The organism is Buttiauxella sp. AC142 (assembly GCF_979253435.1).
On record NZ_CEEDCH010000001.1, the window covers coordinates 3,283,757 to 3,309,822 of the forward strand.

General features: G+C 51.6%; 24 protein-coding genes. 12 read left to right on the forward strand and 12 right to left on the reverse strand.

All coding sequences use genetic code 11. The features are described 5' to 3' along the window. Positions 1 to 14: 14 nt before the first annotated feature. Complete coding sequence (gene aegA / locus AC0IWZ_RS15350) at positions 15 to 2,012, reverse strand: formate-dependent uric acid utilization protein AegA (RefSeq protein ID WP_471678984.1); 1,998 nt, start codon at positions 2,010 to 2,012, stop codon at positions 15 to 17. Between the two features lie 196 nt (positions 2,013 to 2,208). Between aegA and narQ the strand changes: the two genes are divergently transcribed. From narQ to acrD, 3 genes are all read left to right on the forward strand, one after another. After that, positions 2,209 to 3,924, forward strand: a complete 1,716-nt coding sequence (narQ, locus tag AC0IWZ_RS15355; RefSeq protein ID WP_471678983.1) for a nitrate/nitrite two-component system sensor histidine kinase NarQ — start codon at positions 2,209 to 2,211, stop codon at positions 3,922 to 3,924. A 31-nt stretch (positions 3,925 to 3,955) separates the two neighbouring features. Then, entirely contained in the window at positions 3,956 to 4,600 is a 645-nt protein-coding gene (gene narP / locus AC0IWZ_RS15360) for a nitrate/nitrite response regulator protein NarP (RefSeq protein ID WP_172893501.1), read from the forward strand. A gap of 136 nt (positions 4,601 to 4,736) precedes the next feature. Beyond that, complete coding sequence (gene acrD / locus AC0IWZ_RS15365; protein WP_471678982.1) at positions 4,737 to 7,853, forward strand: multidrug efflux RND transporter permease AcrD; 3,117 nt, start codon at positions 4,737 to 4,739, stop codon at positions 7,851 to 7,853. A 101-nt stretch (positions 7,854 to 7,954) separates the two neighbouring features. Here the strand turns inward: acrD and ypfM are convergent, their stop codons facing one another. Next, entirely contained in the window at positions 7,955 to 8,014 is a 60-nt protein-coding gene (ypfM, locus tag AC0IWZ_RS15370; RefSeq protein WP_087867655.1) for a protein YpfM, read from the reverse strand. A 411-nt stretch (positions 8,015 to 8,425) separates the two neighbouring features. On the opposite strand from ypfM, the gene AC0IWZ_RS15375 reads away from it, so the two are divergent. The 3 genes from AC0IWZ_RS15375 (at position 8,426) to AC0IWZ_RS15385 (ending at position 10,265) form a co-directional block, all read left to right on the forward strand. Continuing rightward, positions 8,426 to 8,782 (forward strand): ArsC family reductase, encoded by a 357-nt coding sequence (locus tag AC0IWZ_RS15375; RefSeq protein WP_034497549.1) that lies wholly within the window; start codon positions 8,426 to 8,428, stop codon positions 8,780 to 8,782. A 4-nt stretch (positions 8,783 to 8,786) separates the two neighbouring features. Beyond that, on the forward strand, positions 8,787 to 9,914 hold the full coding sequence (gene dapE / locus AC0IWZ_RS15380) for a succinyl-diaminopimelate desuccinylase (protein WP_034497551.1): 1,128 nt from the start codon (positions 8,787 to 8,789) through the stop codon (positions 9,912 to 9,914). A 159-nt stretch (positions 9,915 to 10,073) separates the two neighbouring features. Then, positions 10,074 to 10,265 (forward strand): YpfN family protein, encoded by a 192-nt coding sequence (locus AC0IWZ_RS15385; RefSeq protein ID WP_034459091.1) that lies wholly within the window; start codon positions 10,074 to 10,076, stop codon positions 10,263 to 10,265. Positions 10,266 to 10,359: 94 nt separating this feature from the next. Here AC0IWZ_RS15385 and ypfH read toward each other — a convergent pair whose 3' ends face one another. The 6 genes from ypfH to dapA all read right to left on the reverse strand — a co-directional run bounded on the left by ypfH (position 10,360) and on the right by dapA (position 16,929). Then, positions 10,360 to 11,058 (reverse strand): esterase, encoded by a 699-nt coding sequence (gene ypfH / locus AC0IWZ_RS15390; protein WP_471678981.1) that lies wholly within the window; start codon positions 11,056 to 11,058, stop codon positions 10,360 to 10,362. A gap of 74 nt (positions 11,059 to 11,132) precedes the next feature. After that, the gene (locus tag AC0IWZ_RS15395; RefSeq protein WP_471678980.1) at positions 11,133 to 13,148 is read right to left on the reverse strand and encodes a tRNA(Met) cytidine acetyltransferase TmcA; all 2,016 of its coding nucleotides are present in this window, start codon (positions 13,146 to 13,148) and stop codon (positions 11,133 to 11,135) included. Positions 13,149 to 13,172: 24 nt separating this feature from the next. Then, positions 13,173 to 14,048 (reverse strand): KPN_02809 family neutral zinc metallopeptidase, encoded by an 876-nt coding sequence (gene ypfJ / locus AC0IWZ_RS15400; RefSeq protein WP_034497560.1) that lies wholly within the window; start codon positions 14,046 to 14,048, stop codon positions 13,173 to 13,175. Between the two features lie 129 nt (positions 14,049 to 14,177). Beyond that, positions 14,178 to 14,891 (reverse strand): phosphoribosylaminoimidazolesuccinocarboxamide synthase, encoded by a 714-nt coding sequence (purC, locus tag AC0IWZ_RS15405; RefSeq protein ID WP_034497563.1) that lies wholly within the window; start codon positions 14,889 to 14,891, stop codon positions 14,178 to 14,180. 108 nt (positions 14,892 to 14,999) lie between these two features. Beyond that, positions 15,000 to 16,034, reverse strand: a complete 1,035-nt coding sequence (gene bamC / locus AC0IWZ_RS15410) for an outer membrane protein assembly factor BamC (protein ID WP_410373465.1) — start codon at positions 16,032 to 16,034, stop codon at positions 15,000 to 15,002. Between the two features lie 16 nt (positions 16,035 to 16,050). Continuing rightward, positions 16,051 to 16,929: a 4-hydroxy-tetrahydrodipicolinate synthase gene (dapA, locus tag AC0IWZ_RS15415; RefSeq protein WP_471678979.1), complete on the reverse strand. Its 879-nt coding sequence runs from the start codon at positions 16,927 to 16,929 to the stop codon at positions 16,051 to 16,053. A 145-nt stretch (positions 16,930 to 17,074) separates the two neighbouring features. Between dapA and AC0IWZ_RS15420 the strand changes: the two genes are divergently transcribed. Together AC0IWZ_RS15420 and bcp are read left to right on the forward strand one after the other, a co-directional pair. Then, a complete protein-coding gene (locus tag AC0IWZ_RS15420) occupies positions 17,075 to 17,632 on the forward strand; it encodes a glycine cleavage system transcriptional repressor (protein WP_034497570.1) in 558 nt (185 codons plus the stop codon). Positions 17,633 to 17,646: 14 nt separating this feature from the next. Beyond that, positions 17,647 to 18,117, forward strand: coding sequence for a thioredoxin-dependent thiol peroxidase (gene bcp / locus AC0IWZ_RS15425; RefSeq protein WP_034497573.1), 471 nt, complete (start codon positions 17,647 to 17,649; stop codon positions 18,115 to 18,117). A gap of 54 nt (positions 18,118 to 18,171) precedes the next feature. Here the strand turns inward: bcp and AC0IWZ_RS15430 are convergent, their stop codons facing one another. Further along, positions 18,172 to 19,242, reverse strand: a complete 1,071-nt coding sequence (locus AC0IWZ_RS15430) for an AI-2E family transporter (RefSeq protein WP_034497575.1) — start codon at positions 19,240 to 19,242, stop codon at positions 18,172 to 18,174. A 211-nt stretch (positions 19,243 to 19,453) separates the two neighbouring features. Here AC0IWZ_RS15430 and bepA point away from each other — a divergent pair, with 211 nt between their 5' ends. Further along, on the forward strand, positions 19,454 to 20,917 hold the full coding sequence (bepA, locus tag AC0IWZ_RS15435; RefSeq protein WP_471678978.1) for a beta-barrel assembly-enhancing protease: 1,464 nt from the start codon (positions 19,454 to 19,456) through the stop codon (positions 20,915 to 20,917). Between the two features lie 11 nt (positions 20,918 to 20,928). Then, positions 20,929 to 21,282: an arsenate reductase (glutaredoxin) gene (arsC, locus tag AC0IWZ_RS15440; protein ID WP_471678977.1), complete on the forward strand. Its 354-nt coding sequence runs from the start codon at positions 20,929 to 20,931 to the stop codon at positions 21,280 to 21,282. A gap of 78 nt (positions 21,283 to 21,360) precedes the next feature. Here arsC and AC0IWZ_RS15445 read toward each other — a convergent pair whose 3' ends face one another. The 3 genes from AC0IWZ_RS15445 to upp form a co-directional block, all read right to left on the reverse strand. Continuing rightward, positions 21,361 to 22,062: a DnaA inactivator Hda gene (locus AC0IWZ_RS15445; RefSeq protein ID WP_246864883.1), complete on the reverse strand. Its 702-nt coding sequence runs from the start codon at positions 22,060 to 22,062 to the stop codon at positions 21,361 to 21,363. A gap of 102 nt (positions 22,063 to 22,164) precedes the next feature. After that, on the reverse strand, positions 22,165 to 23,448 hold the full coding sequence (gene uraA, locus AC0IWZ_RS15450) for a uracil permease (protein ID WP_034497586.1): 1,284 nt from the start codon (positions 23,446 to 23,448) through the stop codon (positions 22,165 to 22,167). An 83-nt stretch (positions 23,449 to 23,531) separates the two neighbouring features. Further along, entirely contained in the window at positions 23,532 to 24,158 is a 627-nt protein-coding gene (upp, locus tag AC0IWZ_RS15455) for a uracil phosphoribosyltransferase (protein WP_034459132.1), read from the reverse strand. Between the two features lie 214 nt (positions 24,159 to 24,372). Here upp and purM point away from each other — a divergent pair, with 214 nt between their 5' ends. Continuing rightward, the gene (gene purM, locus AC0IWZ_RS15460) at positions 24,373 to 25,410 is read left to right on the forward strand and encodes a phosphoribosylformylglycinamidine cyclo-ligase (RefSeq protein WP_471678976.1); all 1,038 of its coding nucleotides are present in this window, start codon (positions 24,373 to 24,375) and stop codon (positions 25,408 to 25,410) included. Further along, on the forward strand, positions 25,410 to 26,051 hold the full coding sequence (gene purN, locus AC0IWZ_RS15465) for a phosphoribosylglycinamide formyltransferase (protein WP_034497590.1): 642 nt from the start codon (positions 25,410 to 25,412) through the stop codon (positions 26,049 to 26,051). The genes purM and purN overlap by 1 nt, the downstream gene beginning before the upstream one ends. The last annotated feature ends 15 nt before the right edge of the window (positions 26,052 to 26,066 follow it).

Sequence of the window (26,066 nt, forward strand, 5' to 3'; positions counted from 1 at the left end):
GGCAAGTTTGTCGATTAATTCACGCGTTGAGGCGCAACGTTCAGATACTCCATTATCCCCGCAGCGGCATGACGCCCTTCCGCCATTGCGGTCACAACTAAGTCGGCACCGCGCACCGCATCGCCACCAGCAAAAATTTTCGGGTTGCTGGTCTGGAAACGTATTTTGTCTTCAACGCTGGCGATAATTCGGCCCCAGCTATCCAGTTTTACGCTGTGCTCCTCCAGCCACGGCATGCCGTGTGGGTGGAAACCAAACGCCATAATGACCGCGTCTGCTGGCATGACAAATTCAGAACCGGCAATAGGCTCCGGGCGGCGACGGCCCTGTTCGTCCGATTCACCCATTTGGGTGCGCAGCATCCGAATCCCCATCACACTCCCGCTGTCATTCAGCTCAATGTTCAACGGCTGGACGTTAAATTCAAACTGCGCCCCTTCTTCACGGGCATTTTTCACCTCTTTTTTGGAGCCTGGCATGTTGGCTTCGTCACGGCGATAAGCGCAGGTGACTTGCTCAGCGCCGTGGCGAATTGAGGTGCGCACGCAGTCCATCGCCGTATCACCGCCGCCGAGGACGACCACTTGCTTGCCCGCCATGTTGATGTACGGCTCGTCTTCAAGCTCAGGTAAACCCATCACCTGTTTAGTATTGGCAATCAGGAACGGCAACGCGTCGTAAACGCCCGGCGCGTCTTCGTTTGGCAGCCCGGCTTTCATAGAACGATACGTTCCCACGCCGACAAACACCGCGTCGTAATCGGCCAGAACCTGTTGCAGCGAGATATCACGACCAATCTCGCAATTGAGTTTGAATTTAATGCCCATCGCACTGAAGATTTCACGGCGACGGCTTAACAGCGATTTATCCAGCTTGAACGCCGGAATGCCAAACGTCAGCAAGCCACCGATTTCCGGATGGCGGTCAAACACCGTTGCTTTAATACCGTTACGCGCCAGAATATCTGCACAGGCAAGCCCGGCTGGCCCCGCGCCAATCACCGCTACGCGACGGTCTGTTGGTTTCACATAGGAAAGATCCGGCGTCCAACCGCTGGCAAACGCATTATCAGAAATATAGCGTTCAATGTTGCCGATGGTGACTGCGCCATATTCGTCTTTAAGCGTACAGGCACTTTCGCATAAGCGGTCTTGTGGGCAAACGCGCCCGGTGACTTCTGGCAGGCAGTTGGTCTGATGTGAAAGTTCTACTGCTTCCAGCACGCGCCCCTCTTTGACCAGCTCAATCCACTGCGGAATATGGTTGTGTAGCGGGCAAGTCCACTCGCAAATACTGTGATTGCCACATTTCAGGCAGCGGTCAGCCTGGCTTTCCGCCTGGTTTTTATCGAAGGTACAATAGATTTCGTCGAAGCCTGTTTTGCGCCGTACCAGCTCAATTTTGTCCGGGTCCTGGCGTGCCGGCGTCATGCGCATTTTGTTGGTTTTGGTTAAATCCGCCCCCAATGATTGCTGCTGCGCCATTTGCTGTGCGGTACTGTGCCACGGCTGCGACTCTTGCGCCGCCGAGCGTAAACGTCGGGCTTTCGCCAGCGCGACCAGGGTTTCACTATTGATTAATTTCAGCGCTTTGCTCGGGCAATTTTCCACACAGGCAGGGCCGTTTTCACGGTGCTGACATAAGTCACATTTGTGGGCGTTGGCTTTAACGGGCCGCCCATCATTCATTGGAACGGTGATAATCTGCATCGCGCCAAACGGGCACGCCACCACGCAGGATTTGCAGCCAATACATTTTTGCTGATTCACCTGCACGCTGTCGCTTACTCGCCTGATGGCTTCATTAGGGCAACTGCTGGCACACGGGGCATCTTCGCAATGGCGGCATGTCACGGCATTGCGCCGTCCTTCATGCTTTACCACCGAAATGCGCGGCTGAAATTGTTGGCTGGTCAGAACATGCTTTTCTTCATTGTGGGCCATCACGCAGGCCACTTCACAAGCATGACACCCGATACACTGCTGAGCATTGGCAAGAACAAAACGATTCATTTTACCCCTTTGCCCGTTATTACAAACAGGAGGCTTATTTTTTATGGGGATATGTTATGACCTGGCAAACTATTAACTGGCAATGGTCATTTGCCCAGTTTGCATTGAAATCTGACAATAACCTGGTACGGATCAATTTCTTTTCGTGTTTAATGAAACATCGTTTCCTCCTCCATAATTCTCAGGATATTGACAGGTGATAGTAAAACGCTCGGTCTCAACGAGCCTGGCCCGCGCCTTCTTTTACATTGTTCTGCTATCGCTGCTTTCTACAGGCATTGCGATGCTGACGCTCGCCAGCAGTTTACGTGACGCCGAAGCCGTCAACGTTGCGGGTTCATTGCGCATGCAAAGCTATCGTCTGGGATATGATTTGCAGGGCGACCGCAGAGAATTAGATAAGCATCTTGAGCAATATGCCCAGTCGCTGAGTTCTCCCGCCTTATTGAAAACGGAGAAATTCTGGGTACCAGCCGAAGTTCGGGATCGCTTCAAAGTGATTAATTATGCCTGGCTGGAGATGGAGGAGCATATTCGCAACGGAGATTTAGCGTGGTATCAGGCGCATATTTCCGGCTACGTTGAGCAAATCGATTTATTTGTTCTGGCGCTTCAACATTATGCCGAGCGCAAAATGATGCAGGTGGTTTTCGCCTCAGTAGTCGGCTTTATTGCGATTTTCACGCTGGTGTTTTTCACGCTGCGCCGCTTTCGCCATCAGGTTGTCGCCCCGCTGAATAAATTGATGGAAGCCAGTGCCTCCATTGAGCGTGGCGAATTTGATCACCCTCCTTTGAATACACAATTGCCTAATGAACTGGGGCTCCTGTCGCAAACGTTCACACGCATGTCGGGCGAATTACAAAAACTCTATCGAACACTTGAAGAAAGCGTGCAAGAAAAAACGCGGGATTTGCAGGAAGCGAACCGCACCCTGGAAGTGCTGTACGCCTGCTCGCAAGCGCTGACCGTCAGCACTATCGATAAACAGTGTTTCGAGCGCGTTTTGCAACAGGTACGCCAGAAAACACCGGTTAATTATCTGGAGATGAAAACTGGCGAAAACTGGAAAATTCACGACGGTGAAGAGCAAGACAGCGAGTCATGGCAGACCTTGCCGATTGTTCTTGAGCAAAAAGAGTTAGGATTACTGCGCTGGCAGGCAGCAGAGGGCGTCCCCCCACTGCCGCTGATGCAAAGCCTGGCGAACATGCTGGGGCGCGGCCTGTATTTCAACCAGGCGCAAAAACATTATCAGCAGTTACTGTTGATGGAAGAGCGCGCGACGATTGCCCGGGAGCTACACGACTCACTGGCGCAAGTGCTCTCTTATTTGCGCATTCAACTGACGCTATTAAAACGCACGGTTCCAGTTGAAAACCAGCCTGCGCAGCGCATTATTAATGATTTCTCCCAGGCGCTGAATGACGCATATCGCCAGTTACGCGAATTACTGACCACGTTCCGTCTGACGCTCCAGCAGGCCGATTTGCCTTCTGCGTTACAAGAGATGGTTGCTCCGCTACGCAACCAGACCGATGCCATCATTACGCTTGATTGCGATATTCCGACTCAGGCGCTGGATGCCTCCCAACAGGTGCATTTGTTGCAGATTATTCGTGAAGGCGTTTTAAACGCGATTAAACATGCGCAAGCCCGTAAAATATCCGTAAGCTGTAATACATCCGTATCAGGAATTCATACCGTGAATATTTTTGATGATGGAACCGGGATTGCCAGCCTGACGGAACCCGAAGGGCATTACGGATTAAATATTATGCATGAACGCGCCGCGCGTTTAGGTGGCGAGTTGACTATTTCCCGTCCTGATTCGGGTGGGACGTTGATTACGATGAATTTTCGCTCGCCGCCAGGGGATTTAGCGACCAGCGAAACAACCGTAAATCCATAACGATAATAATGTGAAAGTTCTGGGAGTTGTTATGAATGAGCAAACTGTCTGTCAGGTATTAATCGTCGATGATCATCCTTTAATGCGCCGTGGCATTCGCCAGTTGCTGGAAATTGATGACACTTTTTGTGTGGTGGGTGAAGCCAGTAGCGGTGCCGAAGCGATTAGTATGGCTAACCGTCTGGCGCCCGACCTGATCTTGCTCGATTTAAATATGAAAGGCTTGAGCGGGCTGGATACGTTAAACGCGCTGCGCCGTGACGGCGTCAGTGCGCGCATTATCGTGCTAACAGTTTCTGATTCGCGCAGCGATATTTTCACACTGATTGATGCGGGTGCCGACGGATACTTACTCAAAGATAGCGAACCCGATGTGTTGCTCGATAATATTCGCCGTGGGGCCACCGAAGGCGAAGCTTACAGCGAGCAGGTCGCGGAATATTTACGCAACCGCGGCACCGATAAGCGCAGCGATGACCCGTTCGCCGTACTGACCGAACGCGAACTGGACGTATTGCAGGAAGTCGCCCGAGGTTTATCGAATAAGCAAATTGCCTCCGGCTTGCATATTTCAGAAGAAACGGTGAAGGTTCATATTCGCAATTTACTGCGTAAACTTCAGGTGCGATCCCGAGTTGCGGCGACGGTGCTGTTCCTTGAAAGTCGGGGCTTTTAGGCCGCTCAGGCACTACAAAGGACGAAGATAATTTACATTATCTCCTCAATTTCTCCACGTTTGGACTTGCAGTTAAGGCTACAGTGACGGCTTACCCAAAAATCATAATCTGAAGTACTGACGAGGTCCTGACTGAATGGCGAATTTCTTTATCAATCGCCCCATTTTTGCCTGGGTGTTGGCCATTATTTTGTGCCTCACCGGCTTGCTCGCCATTTTTTCGCTTCCCGTTGAGCAATACCCTGACCTCGCGCCGCCGAATGTGCGCATTACTGCAAACTACCCTGGTGCATCTGCACAAACTCTGGAAAACACGGTAACGCAGGTTATCGAGCAGAATATGACCGGGTTGGACAACATGATGTACATGTCCTCCCAAAGCAGCAGTACCGGCCAGGCTACTATTACGCTGAGTTTTAAAGCCGGGACCGATCCTGACGAAGCGGTGCAACAGGTGCAAAACCAGTTGCAATCCGCATTGCGTAAATTGCCGCAGGCTGTGCAAACCCAGGGTGTTACCGTCAGGAAAACGGGTGATACCAATATTTTGATGGTGGCCTTTGTTTCCACCGATGGCAGCATGGATAAGCAAGATATCGCCGATTATGTTGCCAGTAATATTCAGGACCCGATCAGCCGTATCAATGGCGTGGGCGACGTAGACGCCTATGGTTCGCAATACTCGATGCGTATCTGGCTTGATCCGACCAAACTCACCAGCTACCAGATGACCACGCAAGACGTGGTGGATGCGATTAAATCGCAGAATGCGCAAATTGCCGTCGGTCAATTGGGTGGCACACCTTCGGTCGATACGCAGGCACTGAACGCCACAATTAACTCCCAGTCGCTGCTGCAAACGCCACAGGAATTCAAAGATATTACGTTGCGTGTCAATCAGGATGGTTCGCTGGTTTCGTTAGGCGATGTGGCAGAAGTTGAGTTGGGTGCCGAGAAGTATGACTTTCTCAGCCGTTACAACGGCCAGCCCGCGTCGGGCCTTGGGATCAAACTTGCGTCGGGTGCTAACGAGATGGAAACCGATAAGCTCGCACGCGCCAAAATAGAAGAGTTATCGCAATATTTCCCTCATGGTCTGGAAGCGAAAATCGCTTACGAAACCACGCCATTCGTGAAAGCCTCAATTATTGACGTGGTGAAAACGCTGCTGGAAGCCATCCTGCTGGTGTTCCTCGTCATGTATCTGTTTTTACAAAACTTCCGCGCCACGCTGATTCCCACCATCGCCGTACCAGTGGTGCTGTTGGGGACGTTTTCCGTGCTCTATGCCTTCGGCTACAGCATCAACACCCTGACCATGTTTGCGATGGTTCTGGCCATCGGTTTATTGGTCGATGACGCCATTGTGGTAGTGGAAAACGTTGAACGCATCATGAGCGAGGAAGGATTATCGCCCAAAGAAGCAACCCGAAAATCCATGGGCCAGATTCAGGGCGCACTGGTCGGGATTGCGCTGGTGCTTTCCGCCGTGTTTGTACCTATGGCCTTTTTTGGTGGCACCACCGGGGCGATTTACCGCCAGTTCTCGATAACGATTGTTTCGGCCATGGTGTTGTCGGTATTGGTGGCGATGATCCTGACTCCCGCATTGTGCGCCACGATTTTAAAGCCGCTGCATAAAGGTGAACATCACGGTCAGAAAGGTTTCTTCGGCTGGTTTAACCGCATGTTTAACCGCAATGCGGCCCGTTATGAATCGGGTGTTGGCAAGATTCTGGCGCACAGCCTGCGCTGGATCCTAATTTATGTGCTGCTGATTGGCGGTATGGTGTTCTTGTTCCTGCGCTTGCCGACCTCCTTCCTGCCGCTGGAAGATCAGGGTGTATTCACCACTTCAATACAATTACCGAGCGGCGCCACACAGCAGCAAACCACCAAAGTGGTTGAAAAGCTCGAGCAATATTATCTGACCAAAGAGAAAGATAACGTGCTGTCGGTGTTTGCGACCATCGGTTCAGGCCCTGGCGGTAACGGGCAAAACGTGGCTCGTATGTTTGTGCGCCTGAAAGACTGGGATGAACGCGACCCGAAAACGGCCAGTTCGTTTGCCATTATCGAACGGGCAACCAAAGCCTTCCGTGAGATAAAAGAAGCGCGCGTGATTGCCAGCAGCCCACCAGCCATAAGCGGTTTAGGGAACGCGGCAGGTTTTGATATGGAATTGCAGGATCACGCGGGGGCCGGGCACGATGCGTTAATGCAGGCGCGCGATCAATTGCTGGAGATGGCTGGCGACGAAAAATTGCTGACCCGCGTTCGCCACAATGGTTTGGACGACAGCCCGCAAATGCAGATCGATATCGATCAGCGTAAAGCGCAGGCGCTGGGTGTATCTATTGATGATATCAATAACACGCTGCAAACCGCCTGGGGTTCGAGCTACGTGAACGATTTCATGGATCGTGGTCGTGTGAAGAAGGTGTATGTGCAGGCGGGGGCGAAATACCGCATGCTGCCGGAAGACATTAACCAGTGGTACGTACGTAATAAAGATGGCGGAATGGTGCCTTTCTCCGCGTTTGCCTCTTCGCATTGGGAAACCGGCTCGCCTCGCCTTGAGCGTTACAACGGCTACTCCGCATTAGAAATTGTTGGTGAAGCGGCACCAGGCGTCAGTACCGGGACCGCGATGCAAGTGATGGAAACCCTGGTGCAGAAGTTACCGACAGGTTTTGGCCTCGAATGGACGGGAATGTCCTATCAGGAACGGCTATCTGGGGCGCAGGCTCCGGCGCTGTACGCCATCTCGTTATTGGTGGTGTTCTTGTGTCTGGCGGCACTGTATGAGAGCTGGTCGGTGCCATTCTCGGTGATGCTGGTGGTGCCATTGGGCGTGATTGGTGCACTGCTGGCAACGTGGATGCGCGGCCTGGAAAACGATGTTTACTTCCAGGTAGGACTGTTGACGGTCATCGGTCTTGCCGCCAAGAACGCCATATTAATTGTTGAGTTTGCTAACGATATGAATGCGCAAGGTCGTGAACTGGTAGCGGCAACACTTGATGCCTGCCGCCAGCGCTTACGCCCGATATTAATGACCTCACTGGCGTTTATCTTCGGTGTTCTGCCGATGGCTACCAGCAGCGGCGCAGGTTCCGGTAGCCAGCACGCGGTTGGGACCGGGGTGATGGGCGGAATGATTTCGGCGACAGTGCTGGCTATATTCTTCGTACCGTTATTCTTCGTGCTGGTACGCAGAAGATTCCCGCTCAAAGAACATTCTGAAAACTAACCCACAAAAAAGCGACCTTAAACGGGTCGCTTTTTTGTTTGGCTCAAAGGAATATTGAAAATAAGAGCATCATGCCCTTGAGATTTTTATACCCGGTCAGATCATTTACGAAGCATATCTTCAATGAAATCTTTCCAGTTCCCTAGTTCGTGTTCAATCATAACCGCCTCTCTATTTCTATTCTCATTATACGTAATCCCTTCCCTGGAGTGAAGCCACGTTACTTTGCGGCTTCGCTGGCTATCATCAAATATTAAGAGTCGACTGCGTATTGGCTTAATTATTAGCTGAACAGGTAATTAAAAATGTGACAAAGCACCTGAAACAAAATGTTTCATCTACTTTAAGAATTCGCCCTGGAAGTCACTAAAAATCTGACTTGTCGCCGCAACCAGAGGATCAGAAAAGTGTTGCAGTGAATGGTGAGTAATTAATCAGCCCGGAAAAAAAATACTATTACCTAACCTTTAGAGTAGCAACCAGGTTATATTTTTCCTTGCGACTTTTTTATCATTTTAATTATTCTGATTACCTGCATAAAAAATCATTTTTTAAAGATAAGGATTAACTCCGTGATAATTCTCTACGGTATAAAAAACTGCGACACCATCAAGAAAGCCCGACGCTACCTGGAAACTCAAGGGGTGGAATATCAATTTCATGATTATCGCGTTGACGGCCTTGATGCCGAATTATTGAATAGTTTTATCGCGGAACTCGGGTGGGAAGCATTGCTAAATACACGTGGGACGACCTGGCGTAAGCTCGACGAAGCGCATCGCGCAAGCATTACGGATGCACAAACCGCAGCGAAGCTGATGCTCGAAATGCCAGCAATCATCAAACGCCCATTGCTCTACGCGCCAGGGCAGCCTATGCTGCTGGGTTTCAATGAATCGAACTATCAGCAGTTTATCAACGAGGTATAGTCCTATGTCTTGCCCGGTTATTGAGCTGACGCAACAGCTTATCCGCCGCCCTTCCCTCAGCCCTGACGACGCTGGCTGCCAGGCGCTGATGATTGAGCGACTACGTGCCATCGGTTTTACCATCGAGCATATGGATTTTGGCGACACACAAAACTTCTGGGCATGGCGAGGAAAAGGCGAAACGCTGGCGTTTGCTGGTCATACCGATGTCGTGCCTTCTGGTGACGCTGACCGCTGGATTAACCCGCCGTTTGAACCGACTATTCGCGATGGCATGTTATTTGGCCGTGGCGCTGCGGATATGAAAGGTTCGCTGGCGGCGATGGTAGTGGCTGCCGAGCGTTTCGTTGCACAGTACCCGCACCACAAAGGCCGCCTGGCATTCCTGATTACTTCCGATGAAGAAGCCAGTGCAAAAAATGGCACGGTAAAAGTCGTCGAAACGCTGATGGCACGCCACGAAAGGCTCGATTACTGCCTGGTGGGCGAGCCTTCGAGCACTGAAGTCGTCGGCGATGTGGTGAAGAATGGCCGCCGTGGTTCATTGACCTGCAACTTGACCATTCACGGCGTGCAGGGCCACGTTGCTTATCCGCATCTGGCTGATAACCCGGTTCACCGTGCAGCACCGATGTTGAACGAGTTAGTCACGATTGAGTGGGACAAAGGCAACGAATTCTTCCCGGCGACCAGTATGCAGATTGCCAATGTTCAGGCGGGCACTGGCAGCAACAACGTGATTCCAGGTGATATGTTCGTCCAGTTCAACTTCCGTTTCAGCACGGAACTAACCGACGAAGATATTAAACAGCGCGTGATTGCGCTGCTCGATAAATATGAGTTGCGTTACACGCTGGACTGGTGGCTTTCAGGTCAACCGTTCCTGACGTCACGCGGAAAGTTAGTGGATGCGGTAGTGAATGCAGTTGAGCACTATAATGAAATCAGGCCGCAACTGTTGACCACTGGCGGCACATCCGATGGACGTTTTATCGCGCGGATGGGGGCACAAGTGGTGGAGCTGGGGCCAGTGAACGCGACTATTCATAAAATTAATGAGTGTGTTAACGCCGCTGACCTGCAACTTCTTGCCCGTATGTATCAACGTATTATGGAGCAGCTTGTCGCCTGACAGGTCGCAATTAACATTAACAATCGCCAAATTAATTGGCGTTGTAGCAAGGCAGCCAGAGAGCTTATCCCGATGAGCTTACTTGAGTAAGTGATTCGGGTAAGTGAGTGCAGCTAACGCCGCGACAACGTCAAGTAAGAAGGCGAAAGAGGTATGAGCATGGAATGGCTATCGCATTACTGGTGGATCATCGTACTGGTGCTGCTACTTGGCATTTTCCTTAATGTTATTAAGGATCTGAAACGTATTGATCCGAAAAAATATATGGCGAATAAACCTGAGCTTCCTCCACATCGTGACTTTAACGATAAGTGGGATGACGAAGATGATTTCCCGAAGAAAAAGCCTTAAGTTTCGCCCTCACCCCGGCCCTCTCCCCTAGGAGAGGGGAAAACCGATCTATCCTCTCCCCCTGGGGAGAGGGTTAGGGTGAGGGAGTTCCATCTCAAAGAAACTCAACAATATCGTCGTCGTTCGGTTTACCGCCGCTCAATGCTTCATCGAAGTAATGTTTTGGCACTGTATAGCGCAGGTGATCCAGTGCAATCTGAATACTGCGGTCATCAATGGCGTGACCTAAATCGTCAAGCACGTCCAGCGTCACATCTCCACCCAACTGCGTTAATGCTTCTGATGCATCAAACGCGTGTTTCACATCAATCACTCTATCATCATCACCATGAATCAAATGAATGGTGGTTGCGGTAGAGGCTGCCTGCGGAAGCTGCGCATATCGGCCATTAAATGCCACCACGCGCGAAGCCAGCTCAGCTTCAGCTTTAACGCCCTCAAGTGCCATGATGGCTCCTTGTGAGAAACCAATCAGTGCTGTGGCATTCGCGGGTACACCGCTGTGTTTTTGCCAGTAACGCACGACTTCGACAAACGTTGGCATGATAGCGTTGACCCGCTGCTGCCGGTTTTCTTCCGTCACGCCAGCCACTGAAAACCATTCACGCCCCTGATACGGGCCGCTTGATGCCGGGCCGCCGATGCTGACGACCAGTGCATCCGGGAAATGCGGCGCAAACCAACTGCCGATTTGCCCCATCGCAACCGGGTTATCGCCCACGCCATGAAACAGCAACAACAGTTGTTTTGCAGGTGTCGCCGGGCTTTGGACAACAAAGTGTTCGTGTTTCATGGTTTTCTCCTTAAGTTTCTGGAGTTGACTATACGCTGACTACTTTTGATGACCATGCCATTTGACTGAACGACTTAGTGGAAAAATTGCAATTGCAAAAGCGAGGTTTTCAGAGCAATACACTGTTGCTTATCGAGTTTTTCCAACGCTTTTTGTACCTCCTGGCGCATGACATTGAGCAAGCCCTTACGACCCGAAATCTGTAATTGTTGGCAAATGGTGTCCACATTTGATTGCTGTTGCACTCGCGCACGCAGCGCATTGAGCGGCAAATCACTGGCAAGTAACAGACGATTAAGTGAACCCAGGCAGGCTTCAAGCGGGCGATGGCCAAATGCAAAACCGGTCAGTTCCAGCCAGTCATCACTATTTAGCGCAGCCTCTGCGAGGGAAATCACTGGCAAAGGTTGATCAATCCACGGTTGCAGCCAGCAGATATCGCGCTGTAGCCGGGTTTGTTCGTGTTCAGTCAGCGCTTTGCCTTGCCCCGTCAGTGGCAATAATGCCATCGCGGTGTAGCAGCCGCTGCTGGCCTCACGGTGGCTGCCGACACGCACTAACTCAAATCCACAACATTGCCAGAAGCGCCATAGCTCATCGGTGAAACCGAAGCTGACCGAAAGATAATCAATATCCTGCGGCGCATGCTCCTTCGCCCAGGCAATCATCTGCTGGCCGATTTGCTGACGTTGACGCAGCGGATGCACCGCAATACGGCTGACGCGTAATCCCTTAAGCGTTGCGGCAAGCGGGCTGCCCCCATGCGCGGCCAGCGACTGCGCGACTAAATTACCGCGAGGGCGGCGAAAACCCGCCCACACAGCGCGACTCAGATGCTCATCCAGCCCCCCCTCTTCGACAAGCCAGGTAGCACCTACCGTTTCATCATCGCTGATAGCGGCAATAAAATGCTGACCAGGGGCATCGAGCATACGACGCCAGTCCAGAGGGCTGGTTCGATAATGCGCCCCAGATAGCAGGCGGTACATCCCTTGCCACTGTTCAGAGGGTTGCAATTCGCTGCTACGTTCAATGGTTTGCAGAGAAACCCCGCCTTGTGGTGCCGTCGTCACGTCAGGTTCATCAAACAGCAAAATGGTGTCGATAAGTTGTTCCAACGGATCGTTTACCGCCCAGCGGATGGGAGTCGAGAGGGTGTAACGCGTGAGAGCATCAAGGCTTGCACAGAATTTGAGAACAAACCCGCGCCCGGTGCCTTCATAGCCCTGAACGGTGGTAGTCAGTAAAACTCGCGGAAAATGGGCAATGAGTTCGCGTAACTGTGGCGCGGGAAGTGCCGCCGCTTCATCAATGATCAGCCAGTCGGCCTGAAAAGCTGCGGTATTCGCCAGCAATGCATCAGGGGCGACAAAACTAAAGCCATCGCCCGCATGTTCTGCCAGCACGTCCGTCGCGGCTTTACCGGGTGCGGTGACTAACCCTTTTCCGGCAATCATGCGTAATAACATGCCCGCCAGCGCGGATTTCCCCCGGCCCCGCGGGGCGGTCACTACCGCGACACCTGGCGGCATTTTTACAAGCTCGTTGAGTATGGCTGCCTGCTCATCGAAAGGAGCGCCCTGGGCGGCGTGCCACATAGGACGTGATGCAAATTCGGGGAAACTTAGCGCCTGGTTCTGCTGCCAGAGCACGCACTCGCTATCGGCATCAATGCAGTGTTGCAGGTGAGCGACAAAATGAGGGGTAGGAATCGCTTCCGGTTGTTCACTCCAGCGGTTTGAATCACAGTCCGGTCGCATCGGCCATTCGTTCCACAGCGGTGCCAGAAGCACTAACCAGCTTCCTGCTTTCAGCGTTCCAGCCAGAGCGGCGAGCGCTTCAGCATCCAGCCCGTTGCGCGCATCAAAAACCGCGTGGAGAAATTCGCGACCCAGCAAGGTGCGTATGGCTGAAGTTGCACAGTGCAGCGGCAATTCTGGTGCCGCTCCAACCCACAACCAGTCGCCGGGTAATTGCCGGGCGAGCGCCTGAACATGCTGGCTGCTCCACGCACTCTCGCCCGCCAGAATCATCATCCGGCGAATACCGGCATCAGCCATAATGGCAGTTGCGTGCCTTAGCTGTTCCATAGCATCAATCCTTGCCACATCTCGTTATTTGACGGTATTACCGAAGGTATTGCATTGTGCTGGGTCGCCGCTGTCAAACCCACGTTTAAACCAGGTGTAACGCTGCTCTGAAGTCCCATGAGTGAAGCTGTCTGGCACTACGCGTCCTTGCCCTTGCTGTTGCAGACGGTCATCGCCAATGGCTTCCGCCGCGTTCAGCGCTTCCTGCAAATCTCCGGCATCCAGCACTTCTTGTTTTTGCATGCTGTTGCCCCAGACACCTGCGAAGCAATCAGCCTGTAATTCCATTTTTACGGACAGGCGATTGCCTTCAGCCTGGCTTGCGCTTTGCTGAAGCTGGCGTACTTTCGGCTCAATGCCGAGCAATTTCTGCACATGGTGGCCGACTTCATGAGCAATAACATAGCCCTGAGCAAAATCACCATCCGCACCCAGCTTGCTTTTCATGTCATCGTAGAACGAAAGGTCGATGTACACGGTGCTGTCTGCCGGGCAGTAGAATGGCCCCATCACTGATTGACCCGTTCCGCATCCCGTGCGCGTCGCGCCACGGTACATCACCAGTTTTGGCTGCTGATAGGTACGACCCATTTTCTGGAAAATCTGCCCCCAGGTGTCTTCTGTGGTTGCCAGAATAACCGAGGTGAATTTAGCCGCTTCGTCATCGTTAGGGCTGATAGAACGTTGCGCAGATTGCTGCTGCGGAACCGGTTGGCCACCAAGCATTGAAGTGAGATCGACGCCGTAATAACTCGCTACGACCACAACGATGAGTAAAATGATGCCGCCTTTCCCACCGGGCAAGCGGAACCCGCCGCCTCCCCCACCAAAGCTTGGACCGGAAGAGTTATTTCTTCTGTCTTCAACATTGTCGCTTTCGCGACGACCTTGCCAGCGCATAGGCGGCCTCTTTTAATATTTTGTAATAGATAGATCGTAGGTGGTTAATTCCAGAATTACCATAAGAAACAAGACGTGAAAAAGCCGAATGTGAGAACACATTCGGCTTCATAAGAATCGTGCGAGATTTTAGTCTAATTTAACGCCAATACGCTTCGCGACTTCTTCGTAGGCTTCAATCAGTCCACCCAGGCTTTGGCGGAAACGATCTTTGTCCATTTTATCGAGAGTTTCTTTGTCCCACAGGCGGCTACCGTCTGGGGAAAACTCATCACCCAGTACAACCTCACCGTTGAACAGACCGAACTCCAGCTTGAAATCGACCAGGATCAGGCCCGCGTCGTCAAAGATTTTGCTCAGGACATCGTTAGCTTTGTAGCTGAGCTCACGCATACGCGCCAGATTCTCTTTGCTCACCCAACCAAAGGTTTCGCAGTAAGACTCGTTGACCATCGGGTCATGCATCGCATCGTTTTTCAGGAACAGGTCAAACAGCGGCGGGTTGAGCACAATACCTTCTTCAATACCCAGACGCTTTACCAGAGAACCTGCCGCGCGGTTACGAATGACGCACTCAACCGGCACCATATCGAGCTTTTTTACCAGCACTTCGTTGTCGGAGAGCAGAGCTTCCATTTGCGTAGGAATGCCCGCTTCTTCCAGTTTAGCCATAATGAAATGGTTGAACTTATTGTTCACCATGCCTTTACGGTCAAACTGTTCGATGCGCGCACCGTCTCCTGCTGACGTATCATTGCGGAATTCGAGCACCAACAGATCCGGGTTCTCCGTGCTGTATACGGTCTTCGCTTTTCCACGATACAACTCAGCTTGCTTTTGCATCTTTCTTACTCCAGGTGTGATTTAACTAAAAAATTCCGCTATCTGTGGCTACGCACACGTTTGCGTAGCCTATCAGAAAAAAGGCCAGATTGCTCTGGCCTCTAAATGTTACTTGCTGAAAGCTGCCTGGAATGCGGCTACCAGTGCATCATTCTGCGACTGCGTTAGCGTGTGACCTTTAGGGTCGATGAACTGCAAACTACTGCGGTTATCGAGGTCGCCAACTTGCAGTTTATAGTCGCCACTGGACAGACCTGGGTCTTTCGCCCCTAAATCCTGCCATGCGCTATCAGACAATGGTTTGTACGTCACCGCCACGCTGCCGGTTGAACGCGTTGAGTCGGTAACTTTCATGCCCACTTTTTCAAGCGTTGCAGGTAAACGGCTCCACACCACGTTGTACGGACCACGCACCACCAACATTGGTAAACCAGTGTCATCCGCAGCACTTTGTACATCAAGCTGCGTTGCTACACGGCTGTCTTTGGCGTTTTGCAGGTCAGTCTGGGTTTTGTCCAGACCCGCGCTGATGCTGTTCAGCATTTCTGCGCTGTAACGCTGCATAGAGGCTGCATCTGAAACCGGCTTGCCCGCCTGCTCCAGGTTCAGCAATTTAACCACCACGGCTTGTTGATAGCCCTGTGGTTTCACACTGATTTGATAGCGGCCACGATACTGGTCATCTTCATCAGCACGGTTCCATTGCACCCAGTCAGTCGTCAGGGTTTGTGTCGCGTCATCACGTTTATCGATGCCGTAATTTTTCGCCTGAAGGACGCTAACAACCTGTGGCCAAAGCGTTGCGCTACGCGAACTTTCAACCATCAGTGTTGCGGTATCACCCGTAAACTGAGTTCGTGCGCCACTGACTAATGCCAGAGGTTGAGCTGGCGGACGAATATCCAGCCCTTTGCCTACTGCGCCGCTGCCGTTGGTGACCGGAATGTCATATTGGCCATTCTGCACCGGCAGGATCATCCCGGTCGGTGCGTGAATTTCCGCGAGGGGTGCAGCATCCAGATAGGATTCGTCACCACTAACCTGGCGCTTATAACGCTGGTCGGTGCTGCATGCTGCTAACAGCATTGCAAGCGATACCACTGCAACTTTCGCCACCGTCGACTTCTGTACTGAGTAAGCCATCAAATCTCCCTAAACTTTACAGCAAACCGGCATGCTTGAGCGCGCTAATAATCACCGGACGACTGGCTTCAGTCAGCGGTGTCATTGGCAGGCGCAAGGTATCGGTTGCCACAAGTCCCAACTCTCTACAAGCCCATTTGACTGGGATAGGGTTGGGTTCTACAAATAATTTATTGTGCAGCGGCATCAAACGTTCGTTGATAGCACGCGCTTGCGCATATTGCCCATTGGCGGCCAGTTTACACACTTCTGCCATTTCACGCGCGGCTACGTTTGCCGTCACAGAAATCACACCGTGACCACCCAATTGCATGAAATCGAGCGCACTGGCGTCATCGCCGCTGACCAGGATGAAGTCATCTTCAACCAGCTCTTTGATCTGGTTTACTCGTGTTAAGTTCCCGGTTGCTTCTTTGATACCAATAATATTTTTTATCTTCGCCAGACGGCCTACGGTTTCAGGCAGCATGTCGCAACCGGTACGAGATGGCACATTGTACAGCATCTGCGGCAGGTCGGTGCTTCCAGCGATTGCTTTGAAGTGCTGATACAACCCTTCCTGAGTTGGGCGGTTGTAATATGGCGTGACTGTCAGGCAGCCCACCACTCCGCTGTTTTCAAAACGCTTTGTCAGGGAGATAGCTTCAGAGGTGGCGTTGGCGCCAGTCCCTGCGATAACAGGAATACGGCCATCGGCCAGTTCCAGAGTCATCAGTACCACATCACCGTGCTCGTCGTGACTCAACGTAGCAGACTCTCCGGTAGTACCTACCGATACAATCGCCGATGTTCCGCTGGCGACATGGTAATCAATCAGTTTTTTCAGGCTTGACCGGCAGACATTACCTTTCTCATCCATCGGCGTCACAAGCGCGACAATACTTCCAGTGAACATTGGCCATCCTCTGTGCTAACAAGTGTCTCAATGGTACGTTTGGTGCAGGATCAAAAGCAAGTCACCAAGTGATGCCATACGGTTGTACGCAAGTTTTTTTTATGCTTTCCTTATGTTAACTCACCGATTCACAGGAAGAATACGTTTGACTCCCTCACCACACCATTATTTGGTCATCACGGCCCTTGGGGCTGACCGGCCGGGTATTGTAAATACCATCACCCGCCATGTGAGCAGTTGCGGCTGTAATATTGAAGACAGTCGCCTCGCTATGCTCGGTGAAGAGTTCACGTTTATTATGCTGCTGTCGGGTACCTGGAATGCGATAACCCTGATTGAATCAACGTTACCGCTAAAAGGCGCCGAGCTTGATTTGCTGATTGTTATGAAGCGAACCGCCGCGCAAGAGCGCCCGGCGATGCCTGCGACGGTATGGGTTCAGGTCGAAGTCACTGATTCGCCTCATTTAATTGAGCGCTTTACCAATCTGTTTGATATTCACCACATGAATATCGCGGAGCTTAGCTCACGGACACAACCCGCGCAGGATGGCAATCCGGCACAGCTATACATTCAGATTACGGCGCATAGTCCGGCATCTCAGGATGCGAGCGTTATCGAAGATGCGTTCAAGGCCCTCTGTACAGAACTCAAAGCACAGGGCAGTATTAACGTTGTGAATTATCCACAGCAAGATGATTAAGACGGAGAGTTGTAATGAGCCCACTGAAAGCCGGTGATAGCGCACCGAAATTTAGCTTGCCCGATCAAGACGGTGAGCAAATAAATTTAACCGACTTCCAGGGACAGCGCGTTCTGGTTTATTTCTATCCTAAAGCGATGACGCCAGGCTGTACCGTGCAAGCGTGTGGTTTGCGTGACAACATGGACGAGTTGAAAAAGAAAGGTGTGGAAGTGCTGGGCATCAGCACCGACAAACCCGAAAAACTTTCACGTTTTGCCGAAAAAGAGTTACTCAACTTCACGTTGCTTTCTGACGAAGACCATCAAGTCTGCGAGCAATTTGGCGTCTGGGGTGAGAAATCGTTTATGGGTAAAACCTACGATGGTATCCATCGCATCAGCTTCCTGCTGGATGGCGAAGGAAAAGTTGAGAAAGTGTTTGATGATTTCAAAACCAGCAACCATCACGATATCGTGGTGAACTGGCTGAAAGAAAACGCTTAAATATCGCAGGAACAATATTAAAAAAGCCGACTTCACGTCGGCTTTTTACTGTCTCTAATTCGTCTTGTCGTCTATCAGTAAGCTATCCGGCCAGGCATGAACCACCGCTTTGATAAGCGTAGCGAGTGGAATAGCGAAGAACACGCCCCAGAATCCCCACAAACCGCCAAATATCACGACCGAAAGAATAATCACCAATGGATGCAAATTCACCGCTTCAGAGAATAACACCGGCACCAGCAAGTTGCCGTCCAGCGCCTGAATGATGAGATACACGGCGAAAAGCGTCCAGAATTCGGGGCCAATGCCAAACTGGAACAGCGCCACGCAGACCACTGGAATAGTCACGACAAACGCGCCTATGTAAGGAATCAACACCGAGAACCCCACCAGCACGGCAAGCAGCAGTGAATAGTTCAGCCCAAAAACCACAAAACCGATATACGTCACCACGCCCACGACCAGCATTTCTAATACTTTGCCGCGAATATAGTTAGTGATTTGCTGGTTCATCTCCAGCCAGACCTGCCCTGCCAGCCCGCGATTTCGCGGCAAGACTCGGCGCACTGCATTGAGCATTTGCTCTTTGTCTTTGACCAGGAAGAACACCATCAGCGGAACCAGCACCAGGTAAATCGCCAGCGTGAGTAGACCCACCAACGAAGCCAGCGAGTATTTCACAACCTGGTCACCCATCCCCATCATGCGGCCACGCATATTCTCGGCGATGGCATCAATAATGCCCGCATCAACCAGCGCCGGATAACGTCTTGGGAGTGTGGCGGCATATTCAGAAAGTTTATTCAGCATTCCTGGCATATCGCGAATCAGATAGATGCCTTGCTGCCAGGCCACGGGTGCGACGACCAATACCATCAACAGCAAAATGCCAACGAAAAGCACCAGAATAATCGTCGTCGCCCAGGTTCGGGAACACCCGACACGTTGAAGTCGCGCGGTTGGCCACTCCAGCAAATAAGCCAGAACTATCGCCACCAGCAGCGGCGCTAAAAGCCCGTGGAAGAAGAACAGGATGACAAAACCTGCAACCAGAATAACCAGTAGCGCGATAGCTTCTGGATCGCTAAACCGTCGTCGATACCATTGCAACAACATTTCGAGCATACAACCCTTCCCTGACAGCATTGAGCGAAAAGAGATTGTATCTAAATGTCACTGTAAAGACTTCGCTTTTTATCTCTGTTCAATAGCAGTTTAAAATTGCCACGGCTAAGATAGGTTTCAATCACGGTGTGGGCTAAAGTTCATCAAGGCTGGCGAACAAAACCACCTAATACGTGTCGAAGATTAACTTTGATTAAACAGGACAGGACGTATGTTCAAGCAGTTGAAAAAATCGCTGGTTGCAACTCTGATGGCCGCTCTACTCGCCGGCCCGGCAACACCCGCCTTTGCAGATGTTACCGATCAACTGCCTGATATGGGCACGTCTGCGGGAAGCACTCTGTCGATAGGACAGGAATTGCAGATGGGCGACTATTATGTTCGTCAGTTGCGAGGCAGTGCTCCTTTAATCAATGATCCTTTGCTCGTACAGTATATTAACCAGCTCGGTATGCGTTTAGTTAGCCATGCCAACTCCGTCAAGACACCGTTCCATTTCTTCTTGATCAACAACGATGAAATCAACGCCTTTGCTTTCTTTGGCGGCAACGTGGTGCTGCACTCAGCACTATTCCGTTATGCCGATAACGAAAGCCAGCTTGCATCGGTTATGGCGCACGAAATCTCCCACGTCACGCAACGCCATTTGGCACGCGCTATGGAAGATCAGAAAAAGAACGCCCCACTCACCTGGGTTGGCGCTTTAGGGTCTATTTTACTGGCAATGGCCAGCCCGCAGGCCGGGATGGCGGCATTAAGCGGCACCCTTGCGGGAACGCAGCAAGGCATGATCAGCTTCACGCAGCAAAACGAACAGGAAGCAGACCGCATTGGTATTCAGGTGTTGCAGCGTTCAGGTTTTGATCCGCAAGCGATGCCAACCTTCCTTGAAAAGCTGCTCGATCAATCGCGCTATTCATCACGTCCGCCGGAAATCCTACTGACTCACCCATTGCCGGAAAGCCGTTTGTCGGATGCCCGTAACCGCGCCAACCAAATGCGCCCGGTCGTCGTGCAATCTTCCGAAGATTTTTACATGGCGAAAGCGCGTACGCTCGGCATGTATAATTCTGGCCGTAACCAGTTAACCAGCGATATATTAGATAATTGGGCGAAGGGTAATATCCGTGAACAGTATGCCTCTGCCTATGGCCGCGCACTTCAGGCGATGGGTAACGATAAATGGGATGAAGCTCGCAAGCTGTTGCAACCGCTGCTGGTCGCACAGCCTGCCAATACCTGGTATCTCGACTTAGCGACGGATATCGATCTTGGGCAGAATAAAACGGCAGATGCGGTAAACCGCCTGAAAAACGCCCCGGATCTGAAGCAAAACCCGGTATTGCAACTTAACCTTGCCAACGCTTACGTTCAGGCAAAACAACCCGCTCAGGCCGCAGCCATTCTGAATCGTTATACGTTTAGCCATCCTGATGACAGCAACGGCTGGGATTTGTTAGCGCAAGCCGAGGCGGCATTAGGCAACCGTGACCAGGAACTGGCGGCTCGTGCAGAAGTCATGGCGCTTGTCGGCAAACTCGATCAGGCTATCACGCTGCTCAGTAGCGCCAGTTCACAAGTGAAACTCGGCAGCTTGCAGCAGGCTCGTTATGACGCGAGAATCGATCAGTTCCGCGAATTGCAAAAACGCTTCCTTCAGTATTCTAAGATGTAACAGGAGTTACGATGCCCACCGTTTCTATTTACCACAATCCGCGCTGCTCTAAGAGCCGTGAAACGTTAAGCCTTCTGAAAGCGAATGGTGTAGAACCTGAAGTTGTGCTGTATCTGGAAACCCCGCCAGATGCCGCAACGCTCAAATCGTTATTAAGCAAGTTAGGCTTTGCCAGCGCGCGCGATTTAATGCGTCAGAAAGAGGATTTGTACAAGGAGTTAAAGCTGGCGGATTCCGCGTTAAGCGAAGATCAGTTAATTCAGGCGATGATAGAAAACCCTAAATTGATTGAGCGCCCGATTGTGCTGGCAAATGGTGAAGCAAGAATTGGTCGCCCGCCGGAGTCGGTGCTGGAGATTTTGTAATTTAACGCCCTCTCCCCCAGGAGAGGGAACTGCCGCGTCTCCTTCTCCCTCAGGGAGAAGGCCGGGATGAGGGTGGTTTTACAGGCCTAAAATATCTTTCACAAACGGGATCGTCAGTTTTCTCTGTGCCGTAATCGACGCATGATCAAGCTGATCGAGCGTCATAAACAGTGTGCGCATTTCCCGGTCCAGACGCTTTAACAGGAAACGGCCCACGTCTTCTGGCAATTCAAAACCACGCTGCTTCGCACGCAATTGCAGGGCCTGAAGTTTATCGTCATCCGATAATGGCTGTAGCTTGTAGATTTGCCCCCAATCCAGGCGCGATGCAAGGTCGGGTAATTGCAGATTCAGCTGGCGCGGCGGGCGATCGCCGGTGATCAGCAAGCGGGTTTTCCCAGATTCCAGAATGCGGTTATAGAGATTAAAAATCGCCATTTCCCACAGTTCGTCGCCCGCCACGCACTCGATATTATCGATGCACACCAACGAAAGTTGTTCCATGCCATCAAGCACTTCCGGGACAAACCAGGTGCGTTTATCAAGCGGCACATAGCCGACAGCTTCGCCACGTTGGGATAGTTCCGCACAGGCGGCATGCAGCAGATGGCTGCGCCCTCCTCCTTCTCGCGACCAGAAATAAATATAGCCGCTATGATCCTGGCGGAGCACAGACTGGAGTGCAGCGAGTAAAGCAGGGTTATCACCCGGCCAGAAACTCGCAAAAGTTTCGTCATCAGGTAAATAGAGTGGCAGTGATAGCTGTGCCGGCGTATTCAGAATTACCTCAACCATAACAGGCAGAAAAACGCAGAGAGTCTATCACAGAAATGAGGATCAGGAGAACCGGGCGAGCACGCCGCCCGGCTTTAAGCTAAATGGCTATTTTACGTCGTTTTCTTCGGCATCCAGCACCACTTCTTCCGGGCGCAAGACGCTGATCAATTTGAAGATAAGGCTCAGGCCCACACCCACGATCGTCGCCAGCGCCATGCCTTTCAATTCTGCTGCGCCGATGTGCACTTTCGCGCCACTCACGCCGATGATCAGAATCACTGAAGTCAGGATCAGGTTTTGCGTTTTGTTGTAATCGACTTTTGATTCGATCAACACGCGAATACCGGACGCGCCAATCACGCCGTACAGCAGCAGTGAAACACCACCGATGACCGGAACCGGGATGACTTGAATCGCCGCCGCCAGTTTGCCAATGCAAGAAAGCAGAATGGCCAGAATCGCCGCTCCGCCAATAACCCAAGTGGAATACACGCGGGTAATCGCCATGACGCCGATGTTTTCGCCGTAAGTCGTATTCGGCGTAGAGCCGAAGAAACCTGAGAAAATAGTCGAAATGCCGTTGGCAAACATGGAACGATGCAGACCAGGGTCGCGAATCAAATCTTTCTTCACGATGTTTGCCGTCACGACAAGGTGACCCACATGCTCGGCAATCACCACCAGCGCCGCTGGCAAAATGGTGAGAATGGCGAACCATTCAAAGCGCGGAGTATAGAAGGTTGGCAATGCAAACCAATGCGCTTCGATAATTGGCGTGATGTCTACCACACCCATGGCGAAGGAGAGTGCATAACCCGCCAGCACGCCGATAAGAATCGGAATGATGGCCAGGAAACCACGGAACAACACAGAGCCAAAGATAGTCACGGCAAGCGTAACCAGAGAAATGATGATGGTCGTTGAATCTGGTGAAGTACCATCAGCAGGCAGTAAACCCGCCATATTCGCTGCCACACCCGCCAACTCAAGACCGATAACCGCCACAATCGCGCCCATCGCCGCCGGTGGGAACATCACATCCAGCCAGCCAGTACCGGCTTTTTTCACAATTAGCGCCACAATACAGAACAGCACGCCGCACATGATAAAACCGCCCAGAGCAACTTCATAACCCAGCGGCAGGAGCAGGAGCACTGGCGAAATAAACGCAAAGCTCGAACCGAGATAAGCCGGGATTTTACCTTTACAGATAAAGAGGTACAGTAGCGTCCCGATCCCGTTAAACAGCAGCACAGTCGCCGGGTTGATGTGGAACAAAATAGGCACCAAAACGGTGGCACCAAACATCGCGAACAGGTGTTGCAAACTTAACGGTATCGTTTGCAGCAGGGGTGGTCTTTCGCTCACTCCAATGGCGCGGCGTGTCATTGTGTTTTCCTCTGAGTATTGTTTTTTGAAATAACGGCTCGAACAAATCAAAAAAAAGCCGACTTTCGAAGTCGGCTCAATTTTTACTTAGTACCAAATATTTTGTCCCCGGCATCGCCGAGGCCCGGAATAATGTATCCGTGCTCGTTCAGGCCCTGATCGATAGAAGCGGTGAACAGCTCTACGTCCGGGTGCGCTTTTTCCAGCGCGGCGATACCTTCAGGTGCTGCCACCAAAACCAGCACTTTGATGCTGGTACAACCGGCGTTTTTCAGCAGGTCGATGGTTGCGATCATAGAACCGCCGGTTGCCAGCATAGGGTCAACCACCAGCGCCATACGTTCTTCAATGTTAGAAACCAGTTTCTGGAAGTAAGGGACTGGCTCCAGGGTTTCTTCGTTACGGTAGATACCCACAACGCTGATGCGCGCGCTTGGAACGTTTTCCAGCACACCTTCCATCATGCCCAGGCCTGCACGCAGGATTGGCACAACGGTAATTTTCTTGCCTTTAATCTGATCGATCTCTACCGGGCCGTTCCAGCCTTCGATAGTGACTTTTTCAGTTTCCAGATCCGCCGTAGCTTCGTAAGTCAGCAAGCTGCCAACTTCTGAGGCGAGTTCACGAAAGCGTTTGGTGCTAATGTCGTTCTCACGCATCAGGCCCAGCTTGTGTTTGACGAGTGGGTGTTTGACTTCCACGATCTTCATACTCTTTCTCCCCGAGATAGTTGGCCACCATAAAAAAAATCGCCGGATTATACCGCTTTTTTAACACCGCGCCACCGCTTCGAGATCAAGCTGGGTGAAATCAGTATAGAACGATAATAATTACATCCCGCTGAACAAGAGGCTCGCAAACGTTTGCCTCCACTGTTAGAATTGCGGCGTTTTTTATTTCTAACCCATCCGCGGGGACTTAGCAGTGACCGACAAAACCTCTCTTAGCTATAAAGATGCCGGTGTTGATATTGATGCTGGTAACGCTCTGGTCGATAAAATCAAAGGTGTAGTGAAAAAGACTCGCCGCCCGGAAGTCATGGGTGGGCTGGGTGGTTTCGGTGCGCTGTGCGCGTTGCCTCAGAAGTATCGTGAACCTGTGCTGGTTTCTGGCACCGATGGTGTGGGTACGAAACTGCGTCTGGCGATGGATTTAAAACGTCACGACACAATCGGTATCGACCTGGTCGCAATGTGTGTCAATGACCTGGTTGTTCAGGGTGCTGAGCCGCTGTTTTTCCTCGATTATTATGCGACGGGCAAACTTGAAGTCGAGACCGCTGCCAGTGTTATCTCCGGTATCGCCGAAGGTTGTCTGCAATCTGGTTGTGCGTTAGTCGGCGGTGAAACTGCTGAAATGCCAGGGATGTATCATGGCGAAGATTACGACGTTGCCGGTTTCTGCGTCGGCGTGGTTGAGAAATCTGAAATCATCGACGGTTCCAAAGTAACCGACGGCGATGTGCTGATCGCCTTGGCTTCAAGTGGCCCGCACTCCAACGGTTACTCTCTGGTGCGTAAAGTGCTGGAAGTGAGTGGTGCTGACCCGCTGACCACCGAACTGGAAGGCAAGCCGCTGGCCGATCATCTGCTCGAACCGACCCGCATCTATGTGAAGTCGATTCTTGAATTGATTGAACAGGTGGACGTTCACGCAATTGCACACCTGACCGGTGGCGGTTTCTGGGAAAACATCCCGCGCGTACTGCCGGACAACACTCAGGCCGTGATCGCTGAATCTTCATGGCAATGGCCTGCGGTATTCAACTGGTTGCAACAAGCCGGGAATATCAGCCGCCACGAAATGTACCGCACCTTTAACTGCGGCGTCGGCATGCTGATTGCTCTGCCTGCGGCTGAAGCTGATAAAGCGGTAGCATTCCTGAACGCAAAAGGTGAAAACGCCTGGAAAATCGGTAGTATCAAAGCTTCTGATTCCTCCGAGCGTGTGGTTATTGAATAATGAAACGCATTGTGGTGCTGGTTTCCGGTAACGGAAGCAATCTTCAGGCGATTATTGATGCCTGCAAGCATAAAAAAATTAATGGCACCGTTGCGGCTGTATTCAGCAATAAAACCGATGCTTTTGGGCTTGAACGTGCGCGTGAAACAGAAATTCCTGCGCACGCATTAACGGCCAGCCAGTTCGCCGATCGCGCTGCGTTCGATCGTGAATTGATGCTTGAGATTGACGCCTACGCGCCCGATCTGGTGGTTCTGGCAGGTTACATGCGCATTCTTAGCCCGGAGTTTGTCGGGCACTATGCGGGCCGCCTGATTAACATTCATCCTTCTTTGTTGCCTAAATATCCAGGCCTGAACACACATCGTCAGGTTCTGGAAAATGGCGATGAAGTCCACGGAACGTCGGTGCATTTTGTGACTGATGAACTGGATGGCGGCCCGGTCATTCTTCAGGCTACGGTTCCCGTGTTTGAAGGTGATGATGAAGAAGACATCACCGCGCGCGTGCAAACTCAAGAACACGCTATTTATCCGCTGGTTGTTTCCTGGTTTATCGACGGGAGACTAGAGATGCGCGATAACAGCGCATGGCTTGATGGCACTCAACTGCCACCGCAAGGTTATGCCGCAGACGAATAAAATTAAGGGGCTTTT